Genomic DNA, 20,311 nt, shown 5'->3' on the forward strand with positions numbered 1-20,311 from the left:
CTTTATGCGTTAAAATATTTACTGTCCCATATAGCAGTATTAAAGTTTTTGCCTAAAGCAAATCCATAAAATAAAACTACAGCGGCAACGGATTTAAACATAAAGAAAAATATCATAACATATTCTGAAGATGTGTTTTCTTTACTAAATAATCCCTGAGGTATCATAAAAGTTAATAATACGCTTACCAGAAATGTAAGTACAATCAGATTTTCAAAACTTTTAAAAAACCACATCATCAATTTTCGAAATGGATGAAGGTCTTCTCCCCATTTGTGTATGAGGTAATAGTAATCATTACCCATTGGAGCAAATAATAAGGGATCATCTGCATTTTCTAACTTAAACAGTTTTGAAGGAGCTATTATCTTGAAGCCTTTTAATTCTAGATCGTGAATTTTTTCCAGGTCTTTTATTTTGGATAATGCTTCTTGTGGAAGTTTACCTTTAAAATATTTAGAAGCTAAAAAACGAAGTCTGTAATCAATACATATTTTTTTGATCTGGTCGATATGATAGATGTTATTACTATCTAAATGATCGAATATAAAATCATTTTTTTCTATTGGCGTTCCGTTTTCTAATGTATCTAGGATTCGGCTATCTTTTTGATCTTCTCTACTAAAGATAGCTTCAACTTGAGATCTCCAATTTGTTTCGTTTTGCTGTTTAGCACGAACTTTTGCCAGCTTTTGTTCAATATTAGTTTTAGGGAATATCATTTTCTTTCTCTTTAGCTCTACTAAATTAAATATTTAGAATCTGGATTCCAAGATTTTAGGGTTTTTAACAACTGTTGAATATAATACTCCAAAATCATCAAAAAAGATGCTTGGTATTAGTTGTAAAAACAAAAAAACTGTCTGGAAAGTTATCTTAAGTCAAGTGTTTAAGGTACAAGAAACTCGATGCTTTCCAGACAGTCTATTTGTAAAATTATGGTATTTAGAATTTATGAGAAGTAATCAAACGATTCTTTTCATTCACAAAAACTACATTGTCAATCTCATCAATCAAATAGTTAGGTGTTTTATCCAATAATTCGATCTGAGCATCCTTAGCTCCTGTTTTCTTATTAATCATATATATGAAGTGCTTTGTTGTATCTCCTTTTACTTTTGTAACAACAAACTTATGAGTTTTAATTGCTTTGGAATTGGAGAACCTGGTTAATGTCACTTCAAATACTGTTGCCATTTGATCGCTATTTGCACCAGTATACATACCCGCAACTACTGTAGATGTGCTATTTCCATCTGTTTGATCTTCGGATCTAAGATATACACCATTAGATAATGCTGTTAATGTATTAATATTATCTAAAGAACCTTGAATATCTAAATCAACACCTACGATATTTAAACCAGTTTGAGCCATATTTAAAAATCCGTCAACTGAGGCAGCTGGGCGATAATATTGAGTGTATTTCAGTTCTCCTTCTGGTGAAAGAAGAGATATATGCTGATCCGCATGTAGTAAATAACCAGAACCGTCTACATATTCTGCAACTAGAGGAGTCTTCTTATTTACTTCTTCTAATTCAACATCTTCTGCAAAAAGTTCAATATCGCCAGTGTTCAGGTCAAACTTGTATCCTTTTTCATTTTCAAATAAAACAACTTTCTGTTCTTTCTCGTCATAGGTAACCGCAGGAATAGATTTAAACTTTACATCTTTGTCCCAGACATCTTTTCCTTTTTCAAAATCTAGAATGTTGGATCTTTCACTGGAGACATACAGTACCCCTTTATTTGTAGTAGTTACGTAGTAAGAATATCCCTTTACTTTACTATCCCATATTTTTTCTCCTTCAGGATTTACAAGCGCAATCTTACCGTCTTTTTCACTTTTTCCTACTGCGATAAAACCTTTCTCATGCGGAATAACTTCGTCTAAGAACTCAATTTTAAAACTTTTTTTCCATTTGAATTCATTGGTTTCTGGTGTGATAATATTAAAACCTTCAGTTTCTACAAGTATAAGGTTGTTATCATTATCAGGTCTTACATCGATAAGAGTTCCACGTAATTTAAGTTTCCCAGGTGTAATATCTTCTCCCGTGGAAGGATTAAGTACGGTTAACACTTTAGATTTACGAATTCCAAGGTAAAGGCTATTATTAATTTCGGAATAGACTAGTGCTTTTATCTTTTTCTTAGCCGTATGATTCCATAAAACTTCTCCAGTATTGAAATCTAAAGTGAAGATTTCATTTTTTATACCTAATATAATATTGTTTTCTTTATTAAAGAAAGGTCCTTGATTTACAAAAGAAGCTCCACTCAATCTCTGAAGAAGTCCTTTGGATTCTCCTAAAGGAGTAACCCAGTTTTTCTTCCAAGTTTTCAAACTAAAAGACATAAGATTACGCTCTTTTTCCTTGATAAGCTCAAATAGAATAATGCCTTTCTCAGGAATTGGAATAAAATTTCGTATTCTGTAGTTGTCATCTTTCGTATCAAAAACAACTTCGCCGTTACTAGAATTGATAATTAATCCTCTAGTTTTTCCAGCTAATGGCATATACTCTACATAAAAAAGAGGTAATCCATCGATGGTAAAGAAAGTGTTCTTGTCGATAGCTTTAAGCTCTTTATTGTGCCATTTGGTTTCACCTGTTTTATGATCTAAACCAACGAGTCCTTTTGCTCCAGAGGCAATGACAGTTCCATCATTAGACTGTTTAATCCATCCAACTTCGTATAAGGATTCTTTTAAATCCACTTGCCATAAAGTTTCTTGTGCATTTAAAAAGCAAAAGCTAGTAACCAGAAATACAATTAGCGCATAATTTTTTTTCATATTCTTAATTTTCAGTTTAAAATTTTTAACAAAAATGCAATTATTATGCATGCACAACAAGACAAATTAGAACTTTAAGAGTTGTTTAAGCCTTAGATTTAAGGTGTTTAGAAACACGATTGCAGGAGGTTTTTTTGCTGTTTGTACGGATGCTAAAGGCTCATAAATATCCTAAGTTAGCATTGTTTATTGTAATAAAACGAAAAAGCCTTTGAGTATATCAAAGGCTTTTATAAAAACTAAGTATTAGCTTCTCATTTATCGTAATTCAGCTCCCAATTTATTTTCGAAATTATGCTGAAGTTTATTCATTATTTTATCAATCTGCTTATCCGTAAGGGTTTTGTGTTCATCTTGTAGTGTAAAACTCACTGCATAAGATTTCTTACCTTTTGGAAGGTTTTTACCTTCGTATACGTCAAATAAATTAATGTTTTTTAGAAGTTTCTTTTCAGTTTGATTTGCAATGGTATGGATTTCCTCAAAAGAAACAGTATTGTCCAACAATAAAGCAAAATCTCTTCGTACTTCAGGGAATTTTGGTATTTCGGTAAATTTAATCTTACTTCTTCTAGCAAATTCTAAAATAGTATCCCATTCAAAATCAGCAAACAAGACCTCTTGAGAAATAGAAAAGTGCTTTAAGACAGATTTTTTTACGATTCCAAATTCTACAAGTTTAGATTTTCCCAAATGATAAGAAACTCCTTCCGAAAAGATGTCGTTTTTAATCGGCGAAGTCTTGGACCTTTTTATTCCTAACCGATCTAGTATAGCTTCTATGATTCCTTTCAGATAAAAGAAATCACTTTTCTCTTGGGTTACTTTCCAACTTTCACTGGTTTTATTTCCAGAGATCACAAGACTTAGGTGTTTATTCTCAATCCTACCACTTTCATAATTGTGATACGTTTTTCCAAATTCGAAGAGTTTAAGGTCGGAACGCTTTCTATTAATGTTATAAGAAACTGCCTCCAATCCGGAAAATAATAGAGATTGACGTAAAACAGCCAAATCATTACTTAAAGGGTTTAGCATTTCTACATTATGATCAGCATTTAATTGCTCTGATAACGAGATGTATTCTGGAGAAGTAAGAGAGTTCGCCAGCATTTCATGAAATCCTTGCCCAACTAACTGATTAGAAATTGTATTCTGTATCGTATGATCAGAAAACTTATCTATATTAGATACCGAAGCATTTAATTTTTGACTAAAATTAATATTATTATATCCATAAACACGTAGTATTTCTTCGATAACATCAGCTTCTCTTTGCACATCATTTCTATAGGATGGAATAGTAAGACCTAATCCTCCTTCAGTTACGCTATTGACTTTAATTTCTAAAGAGCTCAAAATATCCTTGATCGTTTCCTGAGGTAGCTCTTCTCCAATTAATTTGGTAGTATTTTCAAATGATAAGAATACCTGAAAATCCTCTATTTTCTTTGGATATAGGTCTGTAATATCGCTTGTAATATCTCCACCTGCCAATTCCTGAATTAGTAATGCAGCTCTTTTTAGAGCATATTCTGTTATTGTTGGATCAATACCTCTTTCGAATCTAAATGAAGCATCGGTGTTAAGCCCATGACGTTTTGCTGTTTTTCTAACACTTACCGGATTAAAATAAGCACTTTCTAAGAAAATGGACGTTGTAGTTTCTGTAACACCAGAATTGACACCACCAAAAACTCCTGCGATACAAAGAGGTTTTTTTGCATCACAGATCATAAGATCTTCTTCGTGTAATTCTCTTTCTACTTCATCAAGTGTTGTGAATTTTGTACCAGCTTTACAGGTTTTTACTTCGATTTTATTTCCTTCGATATGATTAGCATCAAAAGCATGTAAAGGTTGCCCAAGTTCATGTAAAACATAATTTGTTACATCCACTACATTGTTTTTTGGCGTAAGACCAATTGCCTTAAGACGATGTTGTAGCCAGTTTGGTGATTCTGCTACTTTTAAACCAGATATAGAAACTCCACAATATCTAGGAGCTAACTCATTATTTTTTACTTCTACATCAAATTTGTGAAGTCTATTATCAATTTTGAAATTGCTTACTGAAGGAGTAATCAATTCTAGATTAAGATCTTTTTGTTGTAATCCAGCTTTAAGATCTCTTGCAGTACCCCAATGACTCATAGCGTCTGCACGATTAGGCGTTAACCCAATTTCAAAAACCTGATCATTTTCGATATCAAAAACATCTGCTGCCGGAGTTCCAACAGGAATATCCTTATCCAGCACCATAATTCCATCATGACTTTTGCCTAACCCTAATTCATCTTCTGCGCAAATCATCCCATGACTTTCTTCTCCACGGATTTTACCTTTTTTGATAGTCCATTCTGTTCCTTCACTATCATAAAGCTTGGTTCCGATGGTAGCAACAGGCACTTTTTGGCCTTCTGCAACATTCGGGGCTCCACATACGATCTGTACAGGTTCACCAGTTCCTAGATCTACTTTAGTCACTTTTAGCTTGTCTGCATTCGTGTGTTGCGCGCAGCTGATTACTTGTCCTACTACAACACCTTCTAAACCTCCTTTAATACTTTGGTAAGTCTCTATTCCTTCTATTTCAAGCCCTAAATCCGTAAGTAGTTCTCCAGTTTTTACTGCATCCCAATCAAGCTTAATAAATTGCTTGAGCCAGTTATATGAAATTTTCATTAATGATGATTCTGAAATTAGGCCGTAAAGATACTACTTTGGGGAAAGTTGACAAACAAGATTTCCTTCTTATATCATAGAAAATTACTTCAATTCAATTTTATAGGATTATGAAAAATATTTCAGAAACTTTTCTGTAATTAGAAGAAAAAAACAAAGTAAAGAAATAGTGAGAAGGATAAATTTATTTCATTAAAATCATACACAAATTGATGGTTTTCAATGTAAAAAAATATTTTTTACCTTTGTAAGTGTTATAAAATTATTAAACAAGCCCCGAATGAAATCCTTCAAATTAATAATTGTATTCGTCTTTTCTATTGTTCTTGGAAACCATATAGGTTATTCACAAAATAATAATGCTAAGAACGCAGAGGAATATATTCCTAAAGAAGTAGTAAGTAGAACCAAAAGCAATCCTGGATTTAGTAAGCAAAAGATGAGTAAAACTAATCGTGCGAATGGTTTTGAAAGAGATGCGATTTTTTCTGATAAAGAAAAAAATGCTAGGGCTTTAACCGCTCAAAAATCAAAAAAGAGTGGAAAAGCAAAACTTACCAAAGAACAAGCTAGAAAGAGAAGAGAGGAAAGAGTGAGGGCAATTAAGGAGGAGAATAAAAGAAAAAAGAAGACGACTTCTAAGAGGAATAAGCAATGATGTAATATCATAAAAACTGATAAATTATATAAAACTGTCTGTTTAGATTAAGATATCTTTCCAGACATTTTTTATATTCGCACATATCACACAATTCCTATGAAGAAATTTATTTTACTCTCATTTTCGGTAATAGCACTTTATTCATGCAAAAAAGACGTTTCCAGTAAAAAATCATCCAATGAACCTTTAACATTAAAAAGTGGTTTGTGGAAGGCTTCAATGACCGTTCAGGACAATGAAGAATTACCATTCCTTTTCGAAGTATTTGAAGATCAAACATTACGAATTTTTAATGCAGAAGAGACTATAGATGTTGATGAGGTTACAGTAAAAGGTGATTCTGTGTATATCAAATTCCCTGTTTTTGAAGGATATATCGCTGCAAAATTTAATGATTCTACTACAATTACAGGTAGTTTTATTAAAGAAAGCTTAGATAGAATTGTCCCTTTTAAAGGAGAATTTGGTGTTAAAGATAGATTCGAAATACTAGCAAAACCAACAGCAAATATTCAGGGAAATTGGGAATCAGTATTCAGTCCGGATACTCCAGAAGATAAATACATTGCAAAAGGTATTTTTAAACAAAATGGAAATGTAGTCACAGGAACTTTTAGAACTACTACTGGAGATTATCGCTATTTAGAAGGAGTAATAAATAACAATAAGCTAGAGTTGTCGACTTTTGATGGAGCACACGCATTCTTTTTTAAGGCAGAGGTTACTGATAGTACTATGAACGGGTATTTTTATTCGGGCAATCATTGGAAGGAGCCATTTGTGGCAAAACGAAATGAATCATATGAATTACCTTCAGAAGATTCTCTAACTTTTTTAAAAGAAGGATATGATAAGTTTGCTTTTAGTTTTCCAGATGCAAAGGGAAATCAGGTTTCTCTCGAAGATGAACGTTTTAAAGGGAAAGTAACTTTGGTGCAAATCATGGGGACTTGGTGTCCTAATTGTATGGATGAAACTAAGTTTTATGTGGATTATTATAACAAAAATAAAAATAAGGATATTGAGTTCGTTGCATTAGCATTCGAATATGCGAAGACTTCTGAGAAAGCTTTTAAATCTATCGAAAGAATGAGAACAAAACTTAAGGTAGAATATCCTATTCTTTTAGCGCAATATGGAACATCCAATAAAGAAAAAGCCCAGGAGAAACTACCTATGCTAAACCATGTGTTATCATATCCAACTACCGTATTTATTGATAAAAAGGGATCGGTGAGAAAAATCCATACAGGTTTTAATGGTCCTGCTACTGGTCAGAAGTACCTAGATTTCAAGCAAGAATTTGAAAGTTTTGTTAATCAGCTGTTAAATGAATAAATGATTTAACACTAATTAGTACTTGTTCTTTTTCTTTAACAATCCCGTAACATCAGGATTAAAAATATCGTCTTATCATTGCTTAATTCGTATGATTTTTCTGTCATACGAGCTGAAAGTAAATCATTTATAACTACAGTATTCAAAATTTACTATAGCAATCTAAGGGCACTTTTTAATTGATTGTGTGGTAAATTATAACTGATCTGTAAAAATCTAAAGTAAAACAGATGAAACAATCTAAACTTATCATGACATTGTTGGTGGTATCAACAATGTTGTTTTCAATTGATTCTAAAGCACAATTAAATACACCTGAGGCGAGCCAAAGAGCCAAGGTTTCTCAGCGAGTAGGGATTACAGACATTACGATAGATTATGGGAGACCAAGTGTTAAAGGTCGTGAAGTTTGGGGTAAATTGGTTCCTTACGGTTTTAATAATCTAGGATTTGGTACGTCTAAAGCAGCTCCATGGAGAGCAGGAGCCAATCAGAATTCTACGATAGAATTTTCTCATGATGTAAAGGTAGAAGGAAAAGATATCAAAGCAGGGCTTTATGGTTTGCATATTGCTCTAAAAGAAGATGGAGGTGCAACGGTTATATTTTCTAAGAATTCCTCTTCATGGGGAAGTTATTTTTATGATGAAAAAGAAGATGCTTTAAGAGTCGATGTTAAAACCAATGATGTTCCTCATACAGAGACCTTATTATTTTTATTTCCTTCATTTGATGCTAATAGTACGATTGCAGCTCTACGTTGGGAAAAGAAAGAAATACCATTCAAAATTGAAGTAGATGTAAATGCTATAGTGATGCAAGGATTAAAAGAAGATCTTAGAAGTAATAAGGGATTCACCCAATCTAATTGGGATAATGCTGCTAATTTTGCATTTAATGTAGGAGATTTAGATCAGGCTTTGGAGTGGGTAAATGCTTCAATAAGCGGTAACTTTTTTAGTAAAGAAACATTTGGTAATCTATCATTAAAGTCAAGAATTTTATCCAAACAAGGGAAAACTCAAGAGGCAATGGAAGTAGTAGATAAAGCAGTAGCCAAAGGAAACGCTAGTGAGGTGTTTCAGTTAGGAAATGGGCTTATTGGGCAAGGTCAAAAAGATAAAGCTTTGGAGGTTTTAAAGAATAATGTAAAAAATAGTAATGGTGCTTGGCCTTCTAATTATGGGCTAGCGAGAGCATATGCAGCAACTGGTGATTATAAAAATGCCATAAAATCTATGAACACTGCGATGAGTAAAGCACCAGAAAGATTTAAAAATAGATTGTCTGGAGAATTAGAAAAGCTTAAAAAAGGAGAAGATATAAATTAAATCATTAAAAATAAACCAAGTTTATCAAGGGGTCAGAAAATTTCTGATCCCTTTTTTATGTATTTCAAAATTTAATAGTTAAGGATTTAAGTACTATGGAATAGCAAGTTTTGGCTTCTAGAAAAGGTGTAAAACTTTGACAGTATTACCATATCTTTGCTCCACCAAATTTATATACATGAGTAAAGCTGTTTATATTGCTACTATAGAACCTAATAGTGGTAAATCAATTGTCGTACTAGGATTGATGAGAATGCTACTGGGAAAAGTAGCCAAAGTGGGTTATTTTAGACCTATTATAGATGATCCGAAAGAAGGAGAAATCGATAATCATATCAATACGGTAATTTCACATTTCGAATTAGATATCAATTTTAAAAACACCTACGCTTTTACACGAAGCGAGGTTTTACAAAAATATAACCAAGGTAGATCAGGAGCGATTATTGATGGTATTATTGAGAAGTATAAAAATTTAGAGGAGAAGTTTGATTTTATTCTTGTAGAGGGAACTGATTTTTCTGATGAAGGAAGTATTATAGAATTTGATATCAATGTAATAATTGCCAAAAATTTAGGAATCCCTTCTATTATTGTTGCTAGTGGTGTTGACAAGACGAACGATGAGATTTCTGGAAATTTAAAATTAGCATATGACACCTTTACAAGCAAAGATGCAGAAGTGTTAGCAATAGTGGCTAATAAAGTGGTCGATGGATGTGAGAGAGAGCTGAAAGCAAAGTTAGAAAAGGATTTTGATAATGATATAGAGAAAATTGTAATCCCTAAAATTGGAACTTTAATCAATCCTACTATCAAAGAAATAGTTAAAGAATTAGAAGGAAAAGTTCTTTTTGGGAAAGAATTTTTAAATAATCAAGCGGGGAGTTTTGGTGTTGGAGCAATGCAGTTACGAAATTACCTTACACATCTCAAAGACAATAGTTTAGTTATTACTCCTGGAGATCGAGCGGATATAATTTTAGGAGTATTACAAGCGAATATATCTGATAATTACCCTAAAATTTCTGCGATTATTCTTACTGGAGGAATAATTCCTGAAGAACCAATTTTAAAATTAATTGAAGGAGTTTCACTCTCTGTACCTATTATTTTGGTAGCTCAAGGAACCTTTTCCATAACGAATAGAATTGGTGCTATACGATCAAAAATTTATGCAGATAATCTTCTAAAGATCAATACATCCATTAGTACGTTTGAAAAGTATGTGGATGAGGATCGTTTGGTAGATCCGTTGATAACATTTGAATCAGATAGTTTAACACCAAGTATGTTTCAGTATAACCTTCTGAAACGAGCACTAAAGAATAAAAAACATATTGTTTTGCCTGAAGGTTCTGATGAACGAATTTTAAGGGCTACATACAGGTTGCAAGCTTCTAATGTTGTAGATGTAACGCTCATTGGAGATGAGAAAAAAATAAAAACGAAAGCTACAAAACTTGATATTCCTATAGATTTTGATAAGGTTAAAATAATCTCACCTACGAAATCACCATATTTTGAAGATTATGTGCAAACGTTTTATGAATTGAGGAAACATAAAAATGTAAATCTCGATATGGCTAGAGATATGATGGCGGATGTTTCTTATTTTGGTACTATGATGATCTATAAAGGACATGCAGATGGAATGGTATCAGGCGCGGTTCATACGACACAACATACAATAAGACCAGCTTTACAGTTTATTAAAACCAAACCAGGTGTAAAAGTAGTTTCATCTGTATTTTTTATGTGTTTAGATGATAGAGTTTCTGTTTTTGGGGACTGCGCAATTAATCCAAATCCAAATGCAGAACAATTGGCAGAAATTGCTATTTCTTCTGCTCAATCTGCAGCGGCGTTTGGTATAGAACCAAAAGTTGCCATGTTGTCTTATTCTTCAGGTACTTCTGGAAAGGGAGAAGATGTAGAAACGGTACGAGAGGCTACTAAAATTGTAAAAGAAAAACATCCAGAATTAAAGATTGAAGGTCCTATACAATACGATGCTGCTGTAGATATGCGAGTGGGGCAGAGTAAACTTCCAGATTCTGAAGTAGCTGGACAAGCTAGTGTTTTAATATTTCCTGATCTTAATACTGGTAATAATACTTATAAAGCGGTGCAGCGAGAGACAGGAGCATTAGCCATTGGCCCCATGTTACAAGGATTGAATAAACCAGTAAATGACCTGAGTAGAGGGTGTACTGTGGATGATGTATATAATACCGTAATTATAACGGCAATTCAGGCGCAAGGATTGTAAAATTAGAATAGTATATGAAAATATTAGTACTAAACTCTGGGAGTTCGTCGATAAAGTTTCAATTGTTTCAAATGCCTTCTGAAGAAGTTATATGTTCTGGATTGGTAGAGCGTATTGGATTGGAAAATGCTAAAATAAGTTTTAAAACAGCCAGTCTTAGCATAGAAGATATCGAAGATATTCCTAATCATAAAATAGGATTGCAGTTAGTTGCATCTTATTTATTACATCCCGAAAAAGGAGTTGTTTCAGAATCATCTGAGATTGATATTGTTGGGCATAGAGTAGTTCATGGAGGTAGTACTTTTGCAAAAACGACCGCAATAACTTCAGAAGTGAAAGAAGAGATAGATAGACTTTCCTCTTTGGCACTACTTCATAACCCAGCAAATTTACAAGGTATTTTAGTCTCTGAAGAAATATTTACGGATGCTAAGCAAGTGGCAGTTTTTGATACAGCATTTCATCAAACAATGCCTGTAGAAGCATATAAGTATGCAATTCCTAATGCTTTTTTAGAAGAAAACGACATAAGAGTGTATGGTTTTCATGGAACAAGCCATAAATATGTATCTGAAAAAGCGATAGAGTTTTTAGATAAACAAAACGCAAAGGTTATTACTATTCATTTAGGAAATGGATGCAGTATGACGGCTGTTAAAGATGGAAAAAGTATTGATCATACCTTAGGCTTTGCACCGATGAATGGATTGATCATGGGAACAAGATCTGGTGACATTGATCCTGCAGTAATTTTCTACATGGTAAACTCACTTGGATATTCCTTAGATGAAGTTAATTCGCTATTGCAAAAGGAAAGTGGTATGTTGGGATTAACGGGTTATAGTGATTTACGAGATATTGAATCTGAAGCAGAAAAGGGTAATATCGCTTGTAAGGAAGCATTAGCAATGAACGCATATCGAATCAAAAAGTTTATTGGTGCCTATGCTGCGATCATGAATGGTTTAGATGGTATTGTTTTCACCGCTGGTATTGGAGAGAATTCTGATCTAATGAGAAAATTAGTTTGTGAAGAATTAGGATTTATGGGTATAGTATTAGATGAGGAAAAAAATAAAATCCGCTCTAAAGAAATAAGAGATATTAGTGATGATACTTCTAAAGTTAAAATAGTAATCATACCCACGAATGAAGAATTGGAAATAGCCAAGCAATCATTTCAATTGGTTTCATAATAAAAGAGATTACCAAAACTCTACAATTGGTAATCTCTTAACTTCCTTACTAAATTTGATGCTTATTTATGCCCAAATACATGTGCCATTTGGTTGACAGTAACCAAAATCACAAAATTCAAATCCATTAAACATTTGACAACACTTTCGTGGAGGTCCACAGTATACAAAGCGACGATTTGCAGCTCCTGTTATCTGTTTTTGATCTTTTTTTGTTAATGCTTTAATTCCTTTTAGTTCTAGGATTTTTTTCATTGTGTAAATTATTTAAGTTAATTTTCTGCAACGTACTATACATATCAATAGTATGGTAAATAAAATCTGTTGATATTTGTAAATTTAAAGAACTTATTTAGTGCTTTCAATTCTCTAAACGATTAGTGTTGTTTTGTAAAACAAACATTTATTAAAGAGAGATTTGTTTAGTATAGAATACAACCTCCCCAATTTGTACATCTTCCAGGTTCACAAAAACTTCCACCAGGATAGCTAATGCGACATTTATTTCCTCCTCCTCTAGGGTTTGGGTTACAACAAGTAATACTTGTCATAGCTCCCTTAATTGATCTCTGTTGTGCTTTACTTAATTCTTGAATTCCGCTTAATTCTAAGATTTTTTTCATTGTGTAAGATGTTTTAAAGTTAATCACTTAAAATTAGTTGAATTTTCCCTAATTCAAATACGTGAAAAACTTTTACTTCTTGTGGTTTTAGAGTTTTTAAAATGATAATTGGAAATAAGACAAACGTGAATGCAATACTATTCTTATACTTGGTTGTAGGAAACAACTTATCAACAATGGTTGTAAATCGTTAATTACCTGTTTTTTAATTAGTTATACGTTTCGTAAAGGCTAAATTGAAGATTGTCAACATATTGCGTAATGATTTGATAACATTTGCCTATGGTAAATGTAACAAAATAGTCATAGCTTCGGAACGTTAAAATACACTAACCTAACTCACAACACACGAAATGAAAAAAATACTACTGATGTTAGTAATGGTTTATACCGTTGCTAGTTTTGGTCAAATTCCATCGTATTATAATGATGTGAATCTTTCTTTATCAGGACAAGCTTTAAAAAATGAACTAGCTTCCAAAGTAACAAATACGCAAACAACAATATTATCATATACGCCTGGCGTATGGGATGTTTTAAAACAAACAGATTTAGATCCTTCTAATTCTTCTAGAGTGATATTGATCTATGGCTTCAGTGATACCGATGGCAATTCTACCACTGATAGAACAAGAGGAGTAGATAATAATGGAGGAGGCTCTACGGATTGGAATAGAGAGCATGTGTATCCAAGATCACTAGGAAATCCGAATCTAGGAAGTACAGGTCCTGGTTCCGATGCACATCATTTAAGGCCTTCTGATGTGCAAAGAAATTCTAGTAGAGGAAATAGAAAATTTGCAGATGGTTCTGGTAATTCTGGAGTAACGGCACAGGGATATTGGTATCCTGGAGATGAGTTTAAAGGAGATGTCGCTAGAATGATGATGTTTATGTATATCCGTTATGGTAATCGATGTTTACCTTCTAACGTAGGAGTAGGAACTGCAGTTGCTAACGACACGGATATGATTCAGTTATTCTTAGAGTGGAATGCAGAAGATCCTGTGACTCAGTTAGAATTACAAAGGAATCCGATCATAGAAAATTTACAAGGAAATAGAAATCCTTTTATTGATAATCCGGCATTTGCAACTCAGATTTGGGGTGGACCACAGGCCGAAGATCGTTTTGGGAATACTGGTGGAGATACAGAATCTCCAAGTATACCTGCTGCTTTAACTGCATCTAATATTACGACCACTTCAGCTCAGTTATCCTGGAATGCTTCTTCTGATAATGTCGGAGTTACAGGGTATGATGTATATCGTAATGGATCTTTGTTAAGTTCAACTTCAAATACAAGTTATACTGTAACAGCTTTATCTCCTGCTACAACGTATACCTTTGGGGTAAGAGCCAAAGATGCTGCAGGTAATGTTTCTGGATTAAGTACTTCTATTAATGTCACTACCGAAAATACTTCGGGTGGTGGAAATACATTATGTAGTTCAGATATAACAACGTTTCCTTATAGCCAAGGTTTTGAAAATACTATTGGTCAATGGAGGCAAGCTGGTTCTGGAGATGATTTTAATTGGGCTACACGTTCGGGTAGTACCCCATCATCAGGAACAGGACCAAGTAGTGCAAGCGAAGGATCTTATTATTTGTATATGGAGTCATCTACTCCAAACTACTCAAATAAAAGAGCTATTTTATATTCTCCTTGTTTTGATATTACCAATGAAAGCGAGGCTACCTTTTCTTTTAAATATCATATGTACGGAGCTTCTAATATGGGAAGTCTTTCTCTCGAGGCTAGTCTTAATGGAACAAGCTGGACAACAATTTGGAGTCTTTCTGGAAATCAAGGGAATTCCTGGAACACAGCAAATGTTAGTTTAGAAAATTATGTAGGCCAAAGAGTACAATTGCGTTTTAATGGAGTTACAGGCACTACTTGGCAAGGGGATATGGCTGTAGATGCTATAGAACTGTCTACTTCTGGAAATACAGGAGGTGGATCTACCACTAGTGATGTGAATGTACGAATTACCTTTGATAATTATCCTGAAGAAACAAGCTGGGAAATACGAAATGATAGTAATCAAGTTGTTTTTTCTGGAGGTACGTATGGATCACAAGCAGATGGTTCTACAATCAATTTATCCAGAACTTTAGATAATGGTTGTTATACATTTATTATCTACGACACCTATGGCGACGGTATTTGTTGTAGTTATGGTAACGGTTCTTATGCATTAACGGATGCTACAGGTACTACACTGGTTTCAGGAGGGTCATTTGGATCACAAGAAAGTAATACTTTTTGTGTAGGAAATTCGGTAAGAAGTTCAGTACCTGAATCTAATTTTAAGGAAGTTTCTAATGTTTTTGATTTTAGTTTTTACCCAAATCCAGTGAAAGAAACATTAACGATACAGTCCGAGTATAGTATTTCTGGAAAATATGAAATCATAAATTATACAGGGCAAATACTAAAAACTGGATTAATTACAAAAGATCCTATTAGACTTGAAGGGATATCCTCAGGTATCTATTTTATTAAATTGACGAATGGGGAAGAAAAGTTAGTCAAAAAGTTTACAAAAGAATAATCATCTCTTTTTAAGTGTTATATACATAACCTCTACTTTATAATGAAGTAGAGGTTATTTTTAGTAAGTATAATTTATAATGTAAAGTATATAAAAGTTGAGCTTGTATTTACTTTATTGTAGTTGATGAAGTAATTTTTCTGCCACCAGTTCAGATGATGCTGGATTTTGACCTGTAATTATTAATCCATCTTCAAGGGCATAAGGAGCCCAATCATCTCCTTTAGAATATTCTGCTCCATTGTTTATAAGCATGTCTTCCACTAAAAAAGGAACTATGTCTGTTAGTTGCACAGCAGCTTCTTCAGAGTTAGAAAATCCAGTTACTTTTTTATCTTTTACCAGAGAAACTCCATCAGCGGTTTGTGTGTTTTTAAAAATTGCAGGTGCATGACATACTGCCGCTACAGGTTTGTTCTGATTGTAAAAAGCTTCAATCAGTGAGATTGATTTTTTATCATTAGCTAAATCCCATAATGGTCCGTGACCACCAGGATAAAAAATAGCGTCGTAATCTTCAGCTTTGATTTCTGAAAGTGAGATTGAATTTTTTAGTTTATCCTGTGTTTCTGGATCTTGATCAAACCTTTTAGTAGCATCAGTTTGAAAATCTGGTAATTCACTCTTAGGATCAATTGGAGGTTGTCCGCCTTTTGGAGAAGCAATAGTAATAGCTACCCCTTTATCTTTTAGAAAATAGTAAGGAGCTGCAAATTCTTCTACCCAAAATCCAGTTTTTTCTCCCGTATCTCCTAATTCATCATGACTTGTTAATACGAATAATACATTTTTCATGTTATTTGTTTTTTTAGTTATGCTTTTATCATTATTGTGATTTCCACAAGAAATCAATAGTAGTGAAGCAATAATAAAATAGGTAAGTTTTCTCATTGCTAGTTTCTTTTGAATAGTTGTTATTACATATAACTTTTCAAAATTACTATAATGTGATAACCAAAAAATTGATGTATGATAAGAAATGAATTTAATTTCGTGCTATTTCTTTTCGTATTCGGCTAAGGCTTTCTGAAGTGATACCAAGATAAGAAGCGATATGATAATTTTTGACTAGCTGTTCTATATTTGGATAGGTATTTACAAAATCCAGATATCTTTCTTTTGCTGTTTTGGATAAATCTCCTATGATTCTCCTTTGGAAGGATCCGATGTAAGATTCTGTTTTAAATCTAAAATATTCTTCTATTCCTGGGATCGTGACACAGATTTCATTCATATCATCTCTGGAGAGCTTTAATAAAACAGCATCCTGTAGACATTCTATCTGGAGTATAGCTATTTCCTTTTTAAAAAAAGAAGTGTAATCGCTTATCCACCAATCAGTAATGGCAAACTGTATAGTGTGTTCTTTAGCAGATATATCGGTAAAATAGGATCGCAAACATCCATGAACTACATAATATTGATACGAGGTAGTGTCACCAGGAAATAATAAGTTTTCTCCTTTGGAAATAGTAATCTTAGTAAGTTTTTCATCAATCATTCGTTGATGTTCTTTACCTATATGATAACCTTTGAAGATGTTGGCAATATCCATGTATGGTTAAAGTCTTAGAGTACGTACAAAAGTATAAAATAAGAGTCCGATTACAATTCATAATCGGACTCTGTTTGATATAATAAAGATGTATTTTTTTAATTATTTAGCATTACTGGCATTACAAGCATCGTAACACTTTCTCCTTCATCTAATCCATCTGTCGGAGTTAAGATTCCGGCTCTGTTTGGTAATGACATTTCTAATTGCACATCATCAGCATTTAAGTTATTTAGCATTTCGCTTAAGAAACGAGAATTAAAACCTATCTGCATATCATCTCCTTGGTAATCACAAGTTAGACGCTCTTCAGCTTTATTAGAATAATCGATATCTTCTGCAGAGATATTTAATTCTGCCCCAGCAATTTTTAATCTGATCTGGTGCGTCGTTTTATTCGAGAATATAGAAACTCTACGTACAGAATTTAAGAATTGTGTGCGAGCAATACTAAGCTTGTTAGGGTTTTCTTTAGGGATTACTGCTTCATAATTTGGATATTTACCATCGATAAGTCTACAAATCAATTGTGTTTCATCAAAAGTAAATTTCGCATTAGACTCGTTATATTCTATAAGAACATCAGTATCACTTCCTGCCAATATACCTTTTAGAAGGTTTAGTGGTTTCTTCGGCATAATAAATTCTGCGGACTGAGAAGCTTTTACATCCTCTCTAGAATATTTTACCAGTTTATGAGCATCAGTAGCTACGAAGGTTAAACTCTCTGTAGAAAACTGAAAGAACACTCCACTCATTACAGGTCTAAGGTCATCATTACCTGTAGCAAATATAGTTTTACTAATAGCAGTAGCAAGAATGTCACCCATCACATTCGTAGCACTAGGATCTTCTAATTCTACTGCCTTTGGAAATTCTTCACCATCGGCATAAGCAAGTGCATATTTACCGTGGTTAGAACTAATCTCTATAGTATTATTATCCCCCGCAACAAATGTAAGTGGTTGCTCTGGGAATGTCTTTAATGTTTCTAATAGTAACTTTGCAGGAACAGCAATAATTCCTTCGTCTCCAGATTCTACTTCTAACTTAGCTGACATAGTAGTTTCTAGGTCTGAAGCCGAAACGGTTAAGGAGTTGTTATCTAATTCAAATAAAAAATTATCTAGAATTGGTAAAGTATTGCTGTTATTAATTACTCCACCTAATACTTGAAGTTGTTTTAATAAATACGAACTGGAAACTATGAATTTCACCCGTTTAATTTTTTAGATTAATACTGTTTTGCAGTGGTCATTATAAAAATGGCTAACGCAAATATAATTGTAATCTCCAAGCTTGTTGGCATTCTAAAAACGTTAGTTATTAACAAACGGGTAGGAGTTATCGACTATCCTCGATTGGTTGTTTAGATAACTTAAAAATTCTTTGATATCAAATGATACACTATCGAATGTGATTGTTATTATCTATGAGCTGGTTATGATTTTGAATGCTTAAAAATAGGTTGGCTACCAAGTTTAGAACTACTTTATATAGTGGAAATGTATTAAGATGTTAGTGAAATGTATTTTTGTTAGTTTTCTTCTTAGGATTCGACTGATCGGTAAAATTCTTATTCAGATAATAATGGCATCTAAATTTCAGTATTCCCTATTACTACTATTTCTTGGGCAGTTACTTTTTGCACAGCAAAAGACAAATCCTAATAACCAAAGTGAAGAATTAGGAAAAGTGACCTGGTTACGGGATTATGACAAAGCCTTAGAACTTGCCGAAAAGGAAAACAAGGATGTGTTGATCTTATTTCAGGAAGTGCCAGGTTGCAGTACCTGTCGTAATTTTGGTCATAATGTACTTAGTCATCCATTGATGGTAGAAGCAATTGAAAACTCTTTTATTCCCTTAGCTATTTTTAATAATAAAAAAGGGAAGGATGCAGAAATATTGAAAAAATATAAAGAACCCAGTTGGAATAATCCTGTAGTTCGTATTGTAGATTATAATGGGAATAATATTGTGGAAAGATTAGGTAATGACTATGAAGCGATTTCCTTAACGCAACGCATTATAGAAGCTTTGCAGAAAAGAGGAAAAGTAGTGCCAGAATACATCAACTTATTAGAAAAAGAACTATTAGCCACAAATACCCAAAAGGCTTATTACAGAATGTCTTGTTTTTGGAGTGGTGAAAAAGAATTAGGAAGACTGCCCGAAGTACTTAGTACAGAATCAGGATTCATGGATCATAGTGAAGTAGTAGAAGTGGTTTATAATTCTAATGAAATAACTAAAAAAGAGCTAGATAATTATGCGAAATCTAGTGGGATGAGTTTGATGGATCATAATAAGTCTTACCGATCATCGCCAAAGGATATTCATTACTACTTACAACAAACTAAATTTGTATATCTACCGCTTACAGAACTTCAGAAAACAAAAATAAATAGTGCTCTTGGAGATGGTCGTCCTACACAACAGTTTTTAAGCCCTAAACAAAAGAAATGGCTCCAAAAGATTAAGAGTTCTAGCGAAGTATTATTTACTACAGATTTTGTAAAAGCCTGGGATAAAAAAACAAAAGAAATGGATGGAATCTAAGGTTTTGATAATATTATTCGTCATCCATTAATTTATCCGTATAATGAGCCTTGTGCCTTGGTTGTGCAAATCGTTTTTCGTTATAGGAGTTGGATGTTCCTTTGGCAATGGATAGAGATTTCCAATCTTGATCACAAATCATTTTTCCAAGAAATACAATTTGTCCTATATGATAAGAATAATGAGCTAATTGTCTATTAATAGCCTCAGTAATCGAATGTTCGATATTTCGGATATAGATCGGTTGATCAAAATTTGCGTCATTTACATTATCTAGGGCATCAAATAAACATTGCCATCCTTCATTCCATTTCTCTAATAATTCTTCTTTAGATTGTATATCGTTTTCAAACTCTTGATCACGAGCTCTCCATTCCTTTTCACCATCCGTAGTTAAAAAATCAGTCCATCTGGATTTCATATTACCCCAAAGGTGTTTTACAATAATGGCTATGCTATTACTTTCCTCATTATATTGCCAAAATAACATGTCTTCATCTAATTGGTCTATTGTTCGTTCTCCTAAGGATTTATAGTACAAAAATTGTTTTTTGATTCCTTCTAAATATGATAATCCATTCATATTAAGAAGATAAGCATTTTGATAATGTAGTGGTTTCTAAAATAGTTAAATAACATTTTCATAACACTTTAGAAGTACAACTGATTGTAGATTTATGGAGGAATTTACACTAGATAAAAATGGTGTTCTCGTTAATTCT

General features: G+C 33.1%; 16 protein-coding genes. 7 read left to right on the forward strand and 9 right to left on the reverse strand.

Annotation, left to right across the window (positions count from 1 at the left end):
- Positions 1–2: 2 nt before the first annotated feature.
- The 3 genes from ACWNT5_RS22920 to pheT all read right to left on the reverse strand — a co-directional run bounded on the left by ACWNT5_RS22920 (position 3) and on the right by pheT (position 5,487).
- Positions 3–722: a hypothetical protein gene (locus ACWNT5_RS22920; protein ID WP_299902652.1), complete on the reverse strand. Its 720-nt coding sequence runs from the start codon at positions 720–722 to the stop codon at positions 3–5.
- Between the two features lie 223 nt (positions 723–945).
- Positions 946–2,802: an outer membrane protein assembly factor BamB family protein gene (locus ACWNT5_RS22925; protein ID WP_456518677.1), complete on the reverse strand. Its 1,857-nt coding sequence runs from the start codon at positions 2,800–2,802 to the stop codon at positions 946–948.
- A 258-nt stretch (positions 2,803–3,060) separates the two neighbouring features.
- Positions 3,061–5,487: a phenylalanine--tRNA ligase subunit beta gene (gene pheT / locus ACWNT5_RS22930; RefSeq protein WP_456518678.1), complete on the reverse strand. Its 2,427-nt coding sequence runs from the start codon at positions 5,485–5,487 to the stop codon at positions 3,061–3,063.
- A 280-nt stretch (positions 5,488–5,767) separates the two neighbouring features.
- Here pheT and ACWNT5_RS22935 point away from each other — a divergent pair, with 280 nt between their 5' ends.
- The 5 genes from ACWNT5_RS22935 (at position 5,768) to ACWNT5_RS22955 (ending at position 12,288) form a co-directional block, all read left to right on the forward strand.
- Complete coding sequence (locus tag ACWNT5_RS22935) at positions 5,768–6,145, forward strand: hypothetical protein (RefSeq protein ID WP_299610400.1); 378 nt, start codon at positions 5,768–5,770, stop codon at positions 6,143–6,145.
- A 99-nt stretch (positions 6,146–6,244) separates the two neighbouring features.
- The gene (locus ACWNT5_RS22940) at positions 6,245–7,486 is read left to right on the forward strand and encodes a peroxiredoxin family protein (protein ID WP_299610403.1); all 1,242 of its coding nucleotides are present in this window, start codon (positions 6,245–6,247) and stop codon (positions 7,484–7,486) included.
- A 230-nt stretch (positions 7,487–7,716) separates the two neighbouring features.
- Positions 7,717–8,817 carry a DUF2911 domain-containing protein gene (locus ACWNT5_RS22945; protein WP_299610406.1) on the forward strand — a complete coding sequence of 367 codons (1,101 nt, stop codon included), beginning with the start codon at positions 7,717–7,719 and terminating at the stop codon, positions 8,815–8,817.
- A 178-nt stretch (positions 8,818–8,995) separates the two neighbouring features.
- Positions 8,996–11,089, forward strand: coding sequence for a phosphate acetyltransferase (gene pta / locus ACWNT5_RS22950; protein ID WP_299610408.1), 2,094 nt, complete (start codon positions 8,996–8,998; stop codon positions 11,087–11,089).
- A gap of 14 nt (positions 11,090–11,103) precedes the next feature.
- On the forward strand, positions 11,104–12,288 hold the full coding sequence (locus ACWNT5_RS22955; RefSeq protein ID WP_299610410.1) for an acetate/propionate family kinase: 1,185 nt from the start codon (positions 11,104–11,106) through the stop codon (positions 12,286–12,288).
- A 66-nt stretch (positions 12,289–12,354) separates the two neighbouring features.
- Here ACWNT5_RS22955 and ACWNT5_RS22960 read toward each other — a convergent pair whose 3' ends face one another.
- Both ACWNT5_RS22960 and ACWNT5_RS22965 read right to left on the reverse strand, forming a co-directional pair.
- Positions 12,355–12,543: a hypothetical protein gene (locus tag ACWNT5_RS22960; protein ID WP_299610412.1), complete on the reverse strand. Its 189-nt coding sequence runs from the start codon at positions 12,541–12,543 to the stop codon at positions 12,355–12,357.
- Between the two features lie 167 nt (positions 12,544–12,710).
- Positions 12,711–12,911: a hypothetical protein gene (locus ACWNT5_RS22965; RefSeq protein ID WP_299610414.1), complete on the reverse strand. Its 201-nt coding sequence runs from the start codon at positions 12,909–12,911 to the stop codon at positions 12,711–12,713.
- Positions 12,912–13,264: 353 nt separating this feature from the next.
- On the opposite strand from ACWNT5_RS22965, the gene ACWNT5_RS22970 reads away from it, so the two are divergent.
- Entirely contained in the window at positions 13,265–15,472 is a 2,208-nt protein-coding gene (locus tag ACWNT5_RS22970) for an endonuclease (protein ID WP_456518679.1), read from the forward strand.
- A 114-nt stretch (positions 15,473–15,586) separates the two neighbouring features.
- Here the strand turns inward: ACWNT5_RS22970 and ACWNT5_RS22975 are convergent, their stop codons facing one another.
- From ACWNT5_RS22975 to dnaN, 3 genes are all read right to left on the reverse strand, one after another.
- On the reverse strand, positions 15,587–16,363 hold the full coding sequence (locus ACWNT5_RS22975) for a type 1 glutamine amidotransferase domain-containing protein (RefSeq protein WP_299610419.1): 777 nt from the start codon (positions 16,361–16,363) through the stop codon (positions 15,587–15,589).
- A gap of 94 nt (positions 16,364–16,457) precedes the next feature.
- On the reverse strand, positions 16,458–17,027 hold the full coding sequence (locus tag ACWNT5_RS22980) for a Crp/Fnr family transcriptional regulator (protein ID WP_299610422.1): 570 nt from the start codon (positions 17,025–17,027) through the stop codon (positions 16,458–16,460).
- 98 nt (positions 17,028–17,125) lie between these two features.
- Complete coding sequence (gene dnaN / locus ACWNT5_RS22985) at positions 17,126–18,244, reverse strand: DNA polymerase III subunit beta (protein WP_299610424.1); 1,119 nt, start codon at positions 18,242–18,244, stop codon at positions 17,126–17,128.
- 373 nt (positions 18,245–18,617) lie between these two features.
- Between dnaN and ACWNT5_RS22990 the strand changes: the two genes are divergently transcribed.
- Positions 18,618–19,589 (forward strand): VPGUxxT family thioredoxin-like (seleno)protein, type 2, encoded by a 972-nt coding sequence (locus tag ACWNT5_RS22990; protein WP_299610426.1) that lies wholly within the window; start codon positions 18,618–18,620, stop codon positions 19,587–19,589.
- 13 nt (positions 19,590–19,602) lie between these two features.
- Here ACWNT5_RS22990 and ACWNT5_RS22995 read toward each other — a convergent pair whose 3' ends face one another.
- The gene (locus ACWNT5_RS22995) at positions 19,603–20,172 is read right to left on the reverse strand and encodes a DUF1572 family protein (protein WP_456518680.1); all 570 of its coding nucleotides are present in this window, start codon (positions 20,170–20,172) and stop codon (positions 19,603–19,605) included.
- Positions 20,173–20,311: the final 139 nt, after the last annotated feature.

The sequence above is a fragment of the Aquimarina sp. 433 genome (genome assembly GCF_054054605.1).

Bases quoted from the DNA above. Each gene is read 5' to 3' on its own strand.
- ACWNT5_RS22920 (WP_299902652.1), bottom strand. From the start codon at position 722: ATGATATTCCCTAAAACTAATATTGAACAAAAGCTGGCAAAAGTTCGT.
- ACWNT5_RS22925 (WP_456518677.1), bottom strand. From the start codon at position 2,802: ATGAAAAAAAATTATGCGCTAATTGTATTTCTGGTTACTAGCTTTTGC.
- pheT (WP_456518678.1), bottom strand. From the start codon at position 5,487: ATGAAAATTTCATATAACTGGCTCAAGCAATTTATTAAGCTTGATTGG.
- ACWNT5_RS22935 (WP_299610400.1), top strand. From the start codon at position 5,768: ATGAAATCCTTCAAATTAATAATTGTATTCGTCTTTTCTATTGTTCTT.
- ACWNT5_RS22940 (WP_299610403.1), top strand. From the start codon at position 6,245: ATGAAGAAATTTATTTTACTCTCATTTTCGGTAATAGCACTTTATTCA.
- ACWNT5_RS22945 (WP_299610406.1), top strand. From the start codon at position 7,717: ATGAAACAATCTAAACTTATCATGACATTGTTGGTGGTATCAACAATG.
- pta (WP_299610408.1), top strand. From the start codon at position 8,996: ATGAGTAAAGCTGTTTATATTGCTACTATAGAACCTAATAGTGGTAAA.
- ACWNT5_RS22955 (WP_299610410.1), top strand. From the start codon at position 11,104: ATGAAAATATTAGTACTAAACTCTGGGAGTTCGTCGATAAAGTTTCAA.
- ACWNT5_RS22960 (WP_299610412.1), bottom strand. From the start codon at position 12,543: ATGAAAAAAATCCTAGAACTAAAAGGAATTAAAGCATTAACAAAAAAA.
- ACWNT5_RS22965 (WP_299610414.1), bottom strand. From the start codon at position 12,911: ATGAAAAAAATCTTAGAATTAAGCGGAATTCAAGAATTAAGTAAAGCA.
- ACWNT5_RS22970 (WP_456518679.1), top strand. From the start codon at position 13,265: ATGAAAAAAATACTACTGATGTTAGTAATGGTTTATACCGTTGCTAGT.
- ACWNT5_RS22975 (WP_299610419.1), bottom strand. From the start codon at position 16,363: ATGAGAAAACTTACCTATTTTATTATTGCTTCACTACTATTGATTTCT.
- ACWNT5_RS22980 (WP_299610422.1), bottom strand. From the start codon at position 17,027: ATGGATATTGCCAACATCTTCAAAGGTTATCATATAGGTAAAGAACAT.
- ACWNT5_RS22990 (WP_299610426.1), top strand. From the start codon at position 18,618: ATGGCATCTAAATTTCAGTATTCCCTATTACTACTATTTCTTGGGCAG.
- ACWNT5_RS22995 (WP_456518680.1), bottom strand. From the start codon at position 20,172: ATGAATGGATTATCATATTTAGAAGGAATCAAAAAACAATTTTTGTAC.